Source organism: Desulfitobacterium chlororespirans DSM 11544 (assembly GCF_900143285.1).
Taxonomy (GTDB): Bacteria; Bacillota; Desulfitobacteriia; order Desulfitobacteriales; family Desulfitobacteriaceae; genus Desulfitobacterium; species Desulfitobacterium chlororespirans.
In genome coordinates this window covers 341,615-354,101 of record NZ_FRDN01000005.1, presented here as the reverse complement: position 1 = coordinate 354,101, position 12,487 = coordinate 341,615, and the positions used below count along the sequence as shown (strand labels likewise).

Genomic DNA, 12,487 nt, shown 5'->3' with positions numbered 1-12,487 from the left:
ATGAGTATAGCCTCAATGATATACTCTCAATCTGCATTCTGCTAAATTTTCTTCTGCTTGGCAAGAATTCGCTCCACTACAGTTTCATGGGCAAGTCTTTCTAATTGATCATCTAAAAGAGTTAAGTTCCCAGCTTCTCCTCTTCTTTCCATAGCTAATTTCAACAGCACATCTGCAAAATGAGGATTCTTAGGCAGCAGGGGCCCATGCAAATAAGTCCCGAAGACATTCTTATAACGCAGGCCCTCTCCTTGATCCTCACCATTATTCCCATGACCATGGATGACCTTACCTAGGGGTTCTAGTCCAGGGCCAAGATAAGTTCTCCCCGAATGATTTTCAAATCCTACCAAAGTAGACAGGGAGTCGGAATTCACTTCTGCCAGCTCTTCAAGCTCTAAATTCACCACCACATTGCCGATCAAGCGGTTGGCACCGGCCACGGTCCAGAGATCCAGAATCCCTAAACCAGGAATCCTCTGCCCCTCAGCGGTCTGATAGTATTGACCCAGAAGCTGATAACCACCACAGATGGATAATACCACCAGTCCATCTTCAATGGCTGCCTTTAATTCTTCAACCCGCCCCATCAGGTCAGCCACGAGTATGTTTTGTTCCCGATCCGATCCTCCCCCGAGAAATAAGATATCCAAAGCATGAAAATCAATCTGTTCCCCTAAAGAAACATTTTGAACCTCAAAATCTAACCCACGCCAACGGGTTCGTGCTTCTAAGACCAGAATATTTCCTCGATCCCCATAGAGATCCAACAAATCCGGATAGAGATGGCCGAGTTTGATTTTCAAATTTACCCCTCCCCTCTTTGGATTTGTTGCCTTGAATTCAGCTCGCGGCCCTTAATCTGCCTATTGGCCAGAAGCTCCCGTGTGGGAAAAAGCAAGGTGTAGGTAGGGAGGATAAAGATCGTTGCCTGGCCTGCCAAGCCCTCAGATAACTTTTCCAGAGCATTGCTCATTTCCCGTTCAAGGTGCAACTTGTCTGCCGGCACTCCTGCATATTTGAGACGGACCGCCATATCCTCTGCCCGCAGCCCGGAACAGACAATTCTTTGAATCCGCCCCTCCTCCCGGCCTAAACACTCAAAGTCTACATCCCACAGCCAGGAAATATCCCGGCCATCGGCCGCTAAATCATTGATGCCGATGAGCAGCCGAATAGGATGCTCTTTACGGCTTAATACGGTCTGAATCACTTGATTAAAGCCGGTGGGATTCTTGACCAGGGTCAAAGTAACCGCTCCTTGGGGCAGGATGAATTGTTCCATGCGGCCGGCCTGTGGTATAAATTCACTTAAGCCTCTCTGAATCTCCCGGTCTTTTATTCCTATACGCTTGGCTGCCGTCATGGCAGCTAAAGCATTGTAAAGATTATAGTATCCTTGCAAGGCTATGGAATAGGAAGTCGGCTCCACCCTAAATTGGATTCCGTCTTCCCCCGCTTTGACATTCTGAGCCAGTACAGGGGGCTCTGGACGCTGATAACCGCAAGGGCAGGCATAGATCCCTAATTGTCCATAATGATAAAGAGTATAGACCAACTCTGCTCCGCAATGAGGGCAGAACCTCGCCTCCCGAGTCTCTGTGCTGTAGGTCTTACTATCCGGGGTCTGCTCCACCCCATAATATAAGGTATGGATTCGCTCCCGGCCGAATTGAGCTACCAGGGGATCGTCAGCATTAAGAATCAAATGAGTTTGAGGGGAAATAGCGTCCCGGACCAGTTTAATGGTAGTATCAAGTTCTCCATAGCGATCTAGCTGATCCCTGAAAAAATTCGTTACGATGGCGACATGAGGGGTAACCTGCTGACAGAATTTCGGTACCGTAGCCTCATCCACTTCCAAAAGAGCCATCTTTACTTTGGATCGTCCCCCCCAACCGGTATTGGTCAGCAACGCCCCGGTAATCCCTGTGACTAAGTTAGCCCCCGCCTGATTAAAGGCAAAGATCTTCCCGTCCGCCTTGAGTATCTGGGCCAGGAGGTTGGCTGTGGTAGTCTTGCCGTTGGTTCCTGTCACCATAATAATCCCATCCGTATAAGCACTGCTCAGCATGCCCATGAGCTGGGGTTCAATCTGCAAAGCTATTTTGCCAGGCAGGGTTGTTCCTTTTTTGCCCAGCAGCTTTAATATACTGCTCATGCTCTTGCCCGCCCATAGGGCAAGCCAAAAACGACTTTTTCGTCTCACGCCTGTATCTCCTTTTCACCCGATGTCCCAATTTTAGCATTCCTTAAGGGACTATATCAAGGATTACACACAGGTTCCTGTCAGAACTACTTGAAAATGGAACAGGGAACGGACTTCGCCGTTCCCTGCAAGGCTCTTATTTAGCAGCCATAATCGTCTTACTCAAATAATCCTGATTGACGCAAGTCAAAGGGGCTTCCCCTCTCAGCACAGCGGCAATATTTCCAGCGGCAGTCTCGGCCATGGCATCCCTGGTCTCAACAGTAGCATTGCCGATATGAGGAGTAAGGATGACCTGATCCAGCTTTTCCAGCCCTGCCGTGATCTGAGGTTCAAACTCATACACATCCAGAGCGGCTCCAGCAATGCTTTTATTTTCCAGAGCCTTCAATAAAGCTTTCTCATCGACCAAAGGCCCCCGAGCGGTATTGATCAGATAGGCCGAAGGCTTCATGGTTTCCAGCTCCTTAGCACCGACCATATGATGAGTGGCAGGACTATAGCTTAAGCTTAAGTTTACAAAATCCGCAGTTTTCAACACATCTTCCAAAGACATATAGGTGAACCCCAGCTCCTTTTCCTGCTGTTCTGAGAGGCGTGTTCGGCTGGTATAGACGATTTTCATATCAAAACCTTTCGCCCGCCGGGCAATAGCCTTCCCAATATTCCCCATGCCGATAATCCCGAGGGTCTTGCCTGTAACGTCCACTCCCAGATGGTACAAAGGAGCCCAACCTTTAAAGCGTCCGGCACGGGTCTCTTTATCCCCTTCAACAATACGGCGGGCGATGGCCAGAATAAGGCCGAGGGTTAGATCTGCTGTAGCATCCGTGGAAACATCCGGAGTGTTGGTTACAGGAATATTGGCTTCCCCTGCCGCAACAATATCAATATTGTTATAACCGGCACCATAATTGGCGCTCACTTTCAACTGGGGATTAGATTCGATAATATCCTTATCAATCGTATCGGACAAGAGACAGAGCAGAGCATCCTTGCCTTTCAGACCGGCAATGATTTCCTCCTTACTCAATAGCCGCAAATCATCATGCATGGTTACATCAAATTCTTTAGAGAGAATCTCATAAGCAAGTGAAGGAATCCTTCCTGTAATAAACACCTTTTTTCTGTTTGAATTTACGCTTTGTTTCATATATTAAAACCATCTTCCGCAATGTAAAACACTCTTTGTTGATTCTAAAATACCATAGCACTCACCCAAAGACAATACTTGGAAAAAAAGCTTTTATCTTTGAAAAACTGTTAAATTTAAAAACGTTCCAATAAAAGAGATAGTTCAGATAATTATCTTAAATCTGTATACCTGTGCTGGACAGTCCTCAAAAATCATCTTATAATTTAATAGCCAATTTCCTTTTGGTAAAACGTATTTGTGATGTATCTATGATGTAGTTATATTGAGCAAAAGACAGGAGGGAAAATCCGTGCTCTATTCTTATATGGACAGACGCCCCAGGCTGGGTAAGGATGTCTTCATTGCCGATGGAGCAAAAATAATCGGCGATGTCCATATCGATGAGGGTGCCAGCATTTGGTACAATTCCGTAATTCGCGGTGATATAGCTTCCATTTACATTGGTAAAAGAACAAATATTCAGGATCTCTCCGTAATCCATGTTAATACTAATGTACCCGTGATCATTGAAAATGATGTTTCCATAGGTCACTCCGTAACTCTACATGGGTGTACCATTAAGAAAGGATCCATGGTTGGCATGGGTTCCACGATTCTTAACGGAGCCATTATTGAGGAGGGATCTATGGTGGCTGCAGGCTCCCTCATCACAGAGAACAAACAGTTTCCCCCGCATGTTCTGATTATGGGATCACCAGCTAAAGTGGTAAGAGAGCTCACCCCTGATGAAGTAAACGACCTTAAAACAACAGCCCGCCACTACACCCAAAGAGCAGAGGAGCACCGGAAGAACATCCCCTTTTCTCCAACAAACGTTTAACTTCGTTGGCCAATCCATAGACAAACCTTAAATTAAGGCTTCGCAATACTACTTTGCTGTAGAACCATGCGAAGCCTTTTGCTTTTCCAGTTGCAGTGAAAAAAGGTCTGTCCGAAATCAGTACGCACGTACTGGTTTCGGACAGACCCCGTTTTCTAACCCTTATTATACTGAAAGATAAAGAGCGCATTTTACTTTATATACACTCGCGGGACTCGCTTCGATATTCCACACACAATCTCATAATTTATAGTATCCAACCAATCGGCCATTTCCGTGGCATCGATCCGTTCATAACCATCCATGCCGAGTAGGGTAACCACATCCCCTACCTGAACCTCCGGTATTTTCGTGACGTCCAGCATGGTCTGATCCATACAGACTCTCCCGATCATGGTGGTTCTTCTGCCTTTAATTAAAACTTCACCCTTATTGGATAGATTCCGGCGCAGACCATCGGCATAACCAAGGGGAATCGTCGCCACGCGGGTGGGATAGGCGGTTCTGAAGGTTCTGCCATAGCTGATGGTTTCCCCTTGGGGGACCACCTTTATATGACTGATTTTGGCTTTCCAGGAAAGTACGGGCTCCAGACCTAAATCATTGCCGACATGCTGGGAGGGAGGAAGTCCATAAAGAATAATCCCCGGCCGCACCATATCCAGATGAGCCTCCGGCAACTGCAGCAGAGCTCCGCTGTTGGCCGCATGCCGGATGGGGATATGAATTCCCTGGGCTTTGATTTTATCACACATCACTAAAAATTTCCTCAGTTGCTCCCGGGCAAACCTCAGATCACTATGATCCGCCGTGGCAAAATGAGTATAAATTCCCTCTATGTAAAGACCAGGCAGCTTGGTACAGCCGAAAAGCTCTTCCCAATCCTCTTCTCTAAAGCCAATGCGCCCCATTCCTGTATCCACTTTAAGATGAATTACTGCCTTCTTGCCTTGTCTCTCTGCTTCTTTCGCTAAAAGTACTGCTTGATCTAACTGATACACCCCGCAAATAATATCTTCTTTAACAACTGTCTCTATGGATTCTTCGGGTAAAGAACCGATGAGCATAACTTTGATATCCGGATACGCTCTTTTAAGCTCCAAAGCTTCATTCAATAAGGCAACTCCGAAACGACGGGCACCTTTTTCATAAAATGCTTCTACTGCTTGTAAGGCTCCATGTCCGTATGCATCAGCTTTGACTATCGGCATGATTTCACTTTCAGTCAAGGCCTGAATCCGGTCATAATTCCTCTGCAGTGCTTGTAAATTGATTTCTGTCCAAACCGGTCTATGTTCCATGGTGCCCCTCCTTAATGATTATTTTCCAGACTTCTCCGTGCCTTGGGCAGCTGATCCGCCACCTCACCGGCTGTATATCCGCTTAAACCGAATTCACCGGTCAATTGATCCGCTGCCTTGCCATGGAGATATACCCCCAGACAGGCTGCAGCTAAAGGCTCTACCCCTTGGGCCAACCAGGCCAGGATACTCCCTGTAAGCACATCTCCCGTCCCTCCGGTCCCTAATCCTGGATTACCGGTAGGGTTAAGAAATGCCCGCCCATCCGGGGCAGCAATAATAGTAATCGCTCCTTTAAGAACAAGGATACTTTCCCATTCTACAGCCTTATTTATGGCCAGTTCAAGCCGATTGGCCTGCACTTCTTCCGTTGTGCATCCGCACAAGCGAGCCATCTCGCCGGGATGAGGAGTAAGGATTAAAGGCCCCCGGCCCTGGCGCCAACCCAGAATTCCAGGTTCCTTGGCCAAAACATTCAAAGCATCGGCATCCAGGATTACCGGAAGAGGCAGATTGCGCAGAACTTCCTCTATGACCAGCAGCAATTCAGGATCTTGCCCTAATCCCGGGCCTATGGCTAAGGCCTGGGCCTGCTCCGCCCGTTCGTAAATAACAGGCCAGGCATTGCCATTGAGGGCCTTTTCACTTTCCGCACCCCAAACCGTAGCTTCTGTCAAAGCAAGATCGATTCCTTCGGCAAGTCCACGGGGAACAACCATCTGCAATAAACCTATTCCCGAGCGCAGGGCAGCTTTGCCAGCCAACAAAGCGGCGCCGGTCATTCCTTCCGAACCTGCCACCAAAATCCCCCGGCCATGGGTCCCTTTATGTCCCTGCAGACTGCGGATAGGTAAATATTGACGCACATCCTCAGTCAATATAGATGTAGTCAGCTTTTCATCATCCAGGAAGCGTTCCGGAATGGAAATAGGATCCACGCTGACCCGACCTGCATATTCGGGTCCTATCCCTAAAAAATGACCGAGTTTGGGCAGACCAAAGGTGACCGTGGCATTAGCCATGATCGCTTTACGGTAGACTTTTCCCGTATCTGCTTCCACGCCACTGGGAATATCTACGGCGATAACAGGTGCCTGAGCACGGTTGATTTCTTCCACATACTCCTCAATTAAACTGGGCAAAGCACCGCGAAAACCCGTCCCATAAATAGCATCTATGATCACATCAGCCTGGGCAAGAGATATTCTTACCAGTCTGCGCTGTTTTTCTCCCTCAATAGTGAAGAGCTTACCCCCGGTATTTTGGTACAGCCGATAATTGAGGGCTGCATCACCTTTGAATTCTTCAGCCCTGGCGAAAGAATAGACGGTTATATCCATCCCTAAGATCAAGAGATGCCGGGCAACGGCTAAGCCATCCCCGCCATTATTGCCTTTGCCTACAAAGACCGTAGCTCTTCCCGCCGACAGTTGAATATGCCGGTCTTCAAGCATTTGACGGACTTCTTGAATCACTGCCAAAGCTGCATTTTCCATGAGCAATAAACTGGGTATACCAAAATCCCGAATCGCCCGTTCTTCCAGTTCGCGCATTTGTTGGGCACTGACCACTCTCATCGCTCCACCCCCACCTAACTTTATAGAAAACCCGGCTTCGCCGTGCTTTAAACGCATGCTCTTAAATGAGGCAAAGTCGCTGGTTGCACTTATGCTTAGAAAGTATATAGCGCAAGCTTATATTTTCTGACAGTGCTAAAAAAGTATGGCCATTCCTACAGCGTACTCTTTCTCGTGGGAAAGGCTTATGCGGATCTGGGATCCTCCCCGTCTATGCAATACTATCTCAGCCTTTTCCGTAAGGAATACAGCAGGTTCCCCTAAATCATTGCTGAGGATCTCAATATCATGCCAGGAAAGACCTCTTAGTCCTGTCCCTAAAGCTTTAAGGACCGCTTCTTTACCCGCAAAACGCGCCGCCCAGCTGGATATCGCTTTATGCTGTAAATTCTCAATTTCACGTTCCGTAAACAAACGCTCCCGAAGCTTAGGTGTTCGCTCACAAGCTTTAGCAAAGCGCTGAATTTCGACAATATCCACTCCTGGGATCATTATAAACCTCCTAAAAATCCTTACGCCCTTTCCAACATATCCTCATCTTCCATCGTGGTTAAGGGCAAATGCATGGTTACAGTCGTGCCGATATTAGGTTGACTCTCAATCTGCAAACCATACTCCTCACCATAATGACCAATTAAACGTTCATGGACATTAGCCATGCCCACTCCATTACCTGAACCAACACCGGGTTTTAACACTTCCTGGAGACGTTCCGGCTGTATTCCCACGCCATCATCCCCCACAATAATATACAGCTCCTGACCTTTTTGCTCCACTTTCACGGAGACGACTCCATTGCCGATTTTCTCCGTAATCCCATGTTTAACGGCGTTTTCCACCAGGGGCTGAACGCTTAAACGCGGGACCAAAGCATCCATGAGCTCTTCGGGAATCTCTCCTTTAAAATGAAGCTTACGCCCAAAGCGAGCTTTTTCGAGAATTAAGTAGGTCTTGACAAAGCTCATTTCCTCTCGCAAAGTAATCAAGCTTCCGTGGGATTTGAGGGCCTTGCGGAAAAATTCCGCAAGATGAATCAGCAATCGTCGTGAACGATTGGGGCTGGTACGGCTGGTGGCAATAATAGTATTGAGAACATTGAAAAAGAAATGGGGATTGATTTGAGCTTGCAAGGCATTCAGTTGTGCTTCCGCAGCCAGTTTCGCCTGGTGATCAAGCTCTGCTAATTCAATCTGAATCCCCAGGAGATCAGCCATCCCAAGAGCTAAGCGAATAAGATCCGATGAGAGCTGCCCATCCTTAGTTTCATACAGCTTCATGGTTCCCACTACTTCCCCCTGACACTTCAGAGGTACGATGACAGCCGCTGCCAGTGGACAATCGCAGACGTTTTGTCTGGGGCAATTCAGCTCTTTTTGCGTTCGCACTATCTTATAAACCCCGGATTGGATCACATCCCGGGTTGCCCGGGTAAGAATCTTATCTCCCGGATGATGCTGATCGCATCCCACACCCAAATAGGCCAGCTGCTTTTCACAATCTGTGATCGAAACAGCCGCCACTTGGCCAATCTCTTGAATGATTTTAGCGATGTACTCTGCGTTTTGTTCATTAAGCCCCCGGCGCAAGTAAGGAAGGGTCTGGTTGGCTATTTTAAAGCTGAGTTCCGCGTTTCGCTCTGTGGCCTGCCGGGCAGCTTTTTTATATTCCAGATTTAAGTGATATAAAAGAAAAAATGTATTACCGATTAAAAATAAAATTAACAGATTCATCTGGCCTGTTACTAAGACCAGCATCAACTCCACGCCGAGTATGACTATGCTTTCAAAGATCATCCATCATCCCTCATGTCCTCTAGAATTCATAGAGAATTTCGACAGATGGCTATCCACTTCCTGTATTCTAGCGAAGGATTTCCTGAAGTTTTTCTTTACCTTGTTCAGAGCCTACCGCCAGCAGGATATCTCCGTCGTCCAGGATAAACTCCGCTCCCGGAGAAAATTGCTCGATTCCCCCTCTGACCACAGCCACAACCGTTAAACCTGTCTTCTCCCTCAATTTTAAATCACTTAAAGTTTTGCCCTTGGCGCTGGAGCCTTTGGCGATTTCAATTTCGGCCACATCCATCCAACGGCTGGCCAAACGATCTGTATAGTTCACGATTTTGGTGAGATGGGCATCGATCTTCTGATCGATCTCACGTCTTTGTTCCATAAGTTTTTTCAGTTCATCAAAATAGACCTGAATTTCTGCTTTCTGGTCAAAACCCCTCATAAATTTTTCCGCCATGCTTTTGGAGACTACCGTAATCCCTACCCCTTGGCTTACCATGACTACGCCCATCGTTTGGAGGATAGCAATGGAGCGCCGGATAGTCTCCGGAGATACATTATAACGCCCCGCTAAAGTAGAGCGTCCATGAATTTTTTCCCCTTCCCGGTATTCTCCCATAACGATAGAATGAGCAATATCTATCGCAATTTCCTGATAACGTGCATTATATTCCATCGGATTCCTCTCCTTGATTCATCTTATCATTAACCTTTAATTCTGCTACTAAAATAAGCTACAAATTCTTACACAATAAATTTTACTAAGATAACCTATATACAAAATAAACATATGTACAAAATATACAATTGACTGCCACCAACCCATATGATACTATTAAGTTGTTAGTTATGCAACTTAATATGGGCTTAATTTCCCAAGGGGAAAACGGGGGAACCAATTCAGGGGTGAATCGTTTTAAACGTAGAGCATGTTTCAGCTCGAACCCGTCAGCTAACCTCGTAAGCATTGAAGCACATGAGGCGTAAACACCTGATTATGTAATATGCTTTTTCTTGGGAACCGAGAGGTTCTTTTTTGATTCTGAAGACTTATTTTATATCTGCAAATAGAGGAGGGCAATCATTATGGCAGTAGAATTTCTCCCCCCTAACCCAAGACAGGCTTCACAAGCAAGGGCTTTGGAATTAAAACAAAAAGTTCAATCCTACAACAAGCGCAAAGAAACGATTCCCTGCGGCCTTGCCTTGAGCGAAGAATTTAATGAAAACCGAGACTTTATATTGGATCAGTTGGATGCCGACCTGGAGGATTGGCAGGATTGGAAGTGGCAGCTTAAAAACCGCATTCAGGATGCTGAGAACTTGAGCACCCTGCTTCCCCTAACCCCAAAGCAAAGACATGAAATCAACGAAGTAGGCAAGGTCTATCGTTGGGCTGTTTCACCCTATTATTTAAGCCTGATCAATAAAGATGATCCTCGGGATCCCATCCGTCTGCAAAGTCTCCCTTCTGTGGAAGAAATCCTCGACGATTCCGGAGAAGTAGATCCCATGGGAGAAGAGTATACATCCCCTGCGCCTTGCATCACACGTCGTTACCCGGATCGCCTCATTATTAATGTAACCAATTTATGTGCTATGTATTGCAGGCACTGCCAACGCCGACGGAATATCGGTGAAATTGACCTCCATGAAACTCGTGCTAACCTGGAGGCCGCCTTGGATTATATACGCTCCAATCCAGAGATTCGGGATGTGCTGGTCACCGGCGGCGATGCCCTCCTTCTCAGCGATCAAATGCTGGACTGGTTATTGGGGGAATTGCATGAAATTAAGCATGTGGAGATCAAACGTATCGGCACCCGGGTTCCCGTCACTCTGCCCATGCGCATTACCGATGAGCTCTGCGCTATTCTTGAAAAATATCCACCCCTTTATATCAATACTCAATTCAATCATCCCCAAGAGGTGACTGAGGAAACCAAAAAAGCTGCTGATCGCTTAATTAAAGCGGGAGTCATCTTGGGCAACCAAGCAGTTCTTCTCAAAGGAATCAATGACCAACCAGAGATTATGAAACGCCTTAACCAAGAACTTCTTAAAATTCGCGTTCGCCCCTACTATATTTTCCACGCCAAAAATGTTAAAGGCACGAGCCACTTTATTCCCCGTATTCAGGACGGGTTAAGAATTATGGAAAGCTTACGCGGCTACACCTCCGGTTTGGCCATTCCGACCTATATTATTAATGCCCCGGGAGGCGGTGGCAAAACCCCCATCTTACCACAATACCTTATTTCCCTAAACGATGAAGAAGCAGTCATAAGAACCTGGGAAGGTAAAGTTGTGCATTATCCTAATCATTAAACTAATTTCCACCTAAGGTGAAATAATAAGTCCAAATAATTATGTTAGGAGGAATCGGTATGAATTCACAAAAACTAACCCCTGACCCAGTTTATCAAGCCATCCTCCAGACCCATACCGACAGCTTAAAGCGCTATCTCTCTTTAGCGCCTGCCCTTAGAACTCCTTCTCAACGGGATAAGAGTGACTCCTCTCCGGCGAATCCATACTATCCCCATGTTCAAAGTCACACCAAACTATTCGAGAAAGGTTAATAATCTAACCAAAGTCCAAAAACTTGTGTTGCTAAACTAGTTACGGCTAATTCCACTTCGTTAATTGAATGGGTGGTGTCAGCCGTTTTTATTTTGCACCTTTTTCCCCTGCCATGTTCCCCTTCTTTCCAGTTCCCGGTCAATGGCATTAAGGACTTCCCATTTTTTCAGACTCCACAGAGGGGCTAGCAAATCCTTTCGGGGAGCATCTCCAGTCAAGCGGTGAATAACCGTCTGTTCAGGCAGGATCTCCAGTGTATCGCAAATCAGCTGGATATACTCATCCTGAGTGAGTAAGGGAAAAGGGCTCTGCTCATAGATATCAGCCAAAGGTGTACCCTGCAACACATGCAAAAGATGCAGCTTAACTCCCTGCACATCGAGTTTGGCTAAAGTTTGTGCTGAGCTGAACATATCCTCAAGGGTTTCCCCCGGCAGCCCATAAATCATATGGGCACAGACCCGTATGTTTCTTCGGCGGAGCTTATCCAAACCCTGAAGAAAATCCTTATAAGTATGTCCTCTCCCCACCCATTCCATGGTCCGATCATGAATACTTTGCAGGCCCAGCTCCACCCAGAGATAAGTTCGCTGATTGAGCTCTTCCAAATAATCGAGCACCTCAAACGGTAAACAATCCGGACGGGTGGCAATGGACAGACCGACCACTCCCTCCTCCGCCAAAGCTTGCTCATAGACCTCCCGCAAGCGCTTCAGTGGGGCATAGGTATTGGTATAAGCCTGAAAATAAGCCAGATATTTGGCACTGGACCATTTCCGGTTCATGACCTCCTTGATTTCACAGAATTGTTCATGAATCGATTGCTCCGCCTGACCGGCAAAGTCCCCGGAACCTCTCGCGCTGCAATAAATGCAGCCTCCCGTTCCAACCCGGCCATCCCGATTAGGACAGGTAAATCCTGCATCAAGGGATACCTTGAACACTTTGTCACCAAAAACATGGCGCAAATGTTGGTTTAAAGTGAAATAACGTTTATCCCCATTTTGCCAATTAAAGTTTGATTTTTCTTCCCTACCGTAACTCAACTTGG

The 12,487-nt window shown here is 46.7% G+C and carries 12 protein-coding genes and 1 riboswitch; of the genes, 3 read left to right on the top strand and 9 right to left on the bottom strand.

Features of this window, described 5'->3' with window-relative positions:
- Positions 1–41: 41 nt before the first annotated feature.
- The 3 genes from BUA14_RS07540 to BUA14_RS07530 form a co-directional block, all read right to left on the bottom strand.
- Positions 42–806, bottom strand: coding sequence for a type 1 glutamine amidotransferase (locus BUA14_RS07540; RefSeq protein ID WP_072772034.1), 765 nt, complete (start codon positions 804–806; stop codon positions 42–44).
- A gap of 2 nt (positions 807–808) precedes the next feature.
- Positions 809–2,209 (bottom strand): MurT ligase domain-containing protein, encoded by a 1,401-nt coding sequence (locus BUA14_RS07535; protein ID WP_072772033.1) that lies wholly within the window; start codon positions 2,207–2,209, stop codon positions 809–811.
- A gap of 136 nt (positions 2,210–2,345) precedes the next feature.
- A complete protein-coding gene (locus tag BUA14_RS07530) occupies positions 2,346–3,362 on the bottom strand; it encodes a 2-hydroxyacid dehydrogenase family protein (protein WP_072772032.1) in 1,017 nt (338 codons plus the stop codon).
- 292 nt (positions 3,363–3,654) lie between these two features.
- On the opposite strand from BUA14_RS07530, the gene BUA14_RS07525 reads away from it, so the two are divergent.
- Positions 3,655–4,185 (top strand): gamma carbonic anhydrase family protein, encoded by a 531-nt coding sequence (locus BUA14_RS07525; protein WP_072772031.1) that lies wholly within the window; start codon positions 3,655–3,657, stop codon positions 4,183–4,185.
- A 191-nt stretch (positions 4,186–4,376) separates the two neighbouring features.
- On the opposite strand, the gene alr is transcribed toward BUA14_RS07525, so the two are convergent.
- From alr to BUA14_RS07495, 5 genes are all read right to left on the bottom strand, one after another.
- A complete protein-coding gene (alr, locus tag BUA14_RS07520) occupies positions 4,377–5,486 on the bottom strand; it encodes an alanine racemase (protein WP_072772030.1) in 1,110 nt (369 codons plus the stop codon).
- Between the two features lie 11 nt (positions 5,487–5,497).
- On the bottom strand, positions 5,498–7,063 hold the full coding sequence (locus BUA14_RS07515) for a bifunctional ADP-dependent NAD(P)H-hydrate dehydratase/NAD(P)H-hydrate epimerase (protein ID WP_072772029.1): 1,566 nt from the start codon (positions 7,061–7,063) through the stop codon (positions 5,498–5,500).
- 135 nt (positions 7,064–7,198) lie between these two features.
- Positions 7,199–7,555, bottom strand: a complete 357-nt coding sequence (locus BUA14_RS07505) for a holo-ACP synthase (RefSeq protein WP_072772027.1) — start codon at positions 7,553–7,555, stop codon at positions 7,199–7,201.
- A 20-nt stretch (positions 7,556–7,575) separates the two neighbouring features.
- Positions 7,576–8,856 carry a histidine kinase gene (locus tag BUA14_RS07500; RefSeq protein WP_072772026.1) on the bottom strand — a complete coding sequence of 427 codons (1,281 nt, stop codon included), beginning with the start codon at positions 8,854–8,856 and terminating at the stop codon, positions 7,576–7,578.
- Positions 8,857–8,923: 67 nt separating this feature from the next.
- Positions 8,924–9,529 (bottom strand): GntR family transcriptional regulator, encoded by a 606-nt coding sequence (locus BUA14_RS07495; protein ID WP_072772025.1) that lies wholly within the window; start codon positions 9,527–9,529, stop codon positions 8,924–8,926.
- A 178-nt stretch (positions 9,530–9,707) separates the two neighbouring features.
- Positions 9,708–9,835: riboswitch (cyclic di-AMP (ydaO/yuaA leader) on the top strand.
- 104 nt (positions 9,836–9,939) lie between these two features.
- Between BUA14_RS07495 and eam the strand changes: the two genes are divergently transcribed.
- Positions 9,940–11,181, top strand: a complete 1,242-nt coding sequence (eam, locus tag BUA14_RS07490) for a glutamate 2,3-aminomutase (protein WP_072772024.1) — start codon at positions 9,940–9,942, stop codon at positions 11,179–11,181.
- A 59-nt stretch (positions 11,182–11,240) separates the two neighbouring features.
- Complete coding sequence (locus tag BUA14_RS07485) at positions 11,241–11,435, top strand: hypothetical protein (RefSeq protein ID WP_072772023.1); 195 nt, start codon at positions 11,241–11,243, stop codon at positions 11,433–11,435.
- A 78-nt stretch (positions 11,436–11,513) separates the two neighbouring features.
- On the opposite strand, the gene mnmL is transcribed toward BUA14_RS07485, so the two are convergent.
- On the bottom strand, positions 11,514–12,482 hold the full coding sequence (mnmL, locus tag BUA14_RS07480; RefSeq protein ID WP_072772022.1) for a tRNA modification radical SAM protein MnmL/YtqA: 969 nt from the start codon (positions 12,480–12,482) through the stop codon (positions 11,514–11,516).
- Between the last annotated feature and the right edge of the window lie 5 nt (positions 12,483–12,487).

Excerpts from the sequence above, each read along its gene's own strand:
- alr (WP_072772030.1), bottom strand. The coding sequence starts at position 5,486 with ATGGAACATAGACCGGTTTGGACAGAAATCAATTTACAAGCACTGCAG.
- BUA14_RS07500 (WP_072772026.1), bottom strand. The coding sequence starts at position 8,856 with ATGATCTTTGAAAGCATAGTCATACTCGGCGTGGAGTTGATGCTGGTC.
- BUA14_RS07495 (WP_072772025.1), bottom strand. The coding sequence starts at position 9,529 with ATGGAATATAATGCACGTTATCAGGAAATTGCGATAGATATTGCTCAT.
- BUA14_RS07530 (WP_072772032.1), bottom strand. The coding sequence starts at position 3,362 with ATGAAACAAAGCGTAAATTCAAACAGAAAAAAGGTGTTTATTACAGGA.
- BUA14_RS07515 (WP_072772029.1), bottom strand. The coding sequence starts at position 7,063 with ATGAGAGTGGTCAGTGCCCAACAAATGCGCGAACTGGAAGAACGGGCG.
- eam (WP_072772024.1), top strand. The coding sequence starts at position 9,940 with ATGGCAGTAGAATTTCTCCCCCCTAACCCAAGACAGGCTTCACAAGCA.
- BUA14_RS07505 (WP_072772027.1), bottom strand. The coding sequence starts at position 7,555 with ATGATCCCAGGAGTGGATATTGTCGAAATTCAGCGCTTTGCTAAAGCT.
- BUA14_RS07485 (WP_072772023.1), top strand. The coding sequence starts at position 11,241 with ATGAATTCACAAAAACTAACCCCTGACCCAGTTTATCAAGCCATCCTC.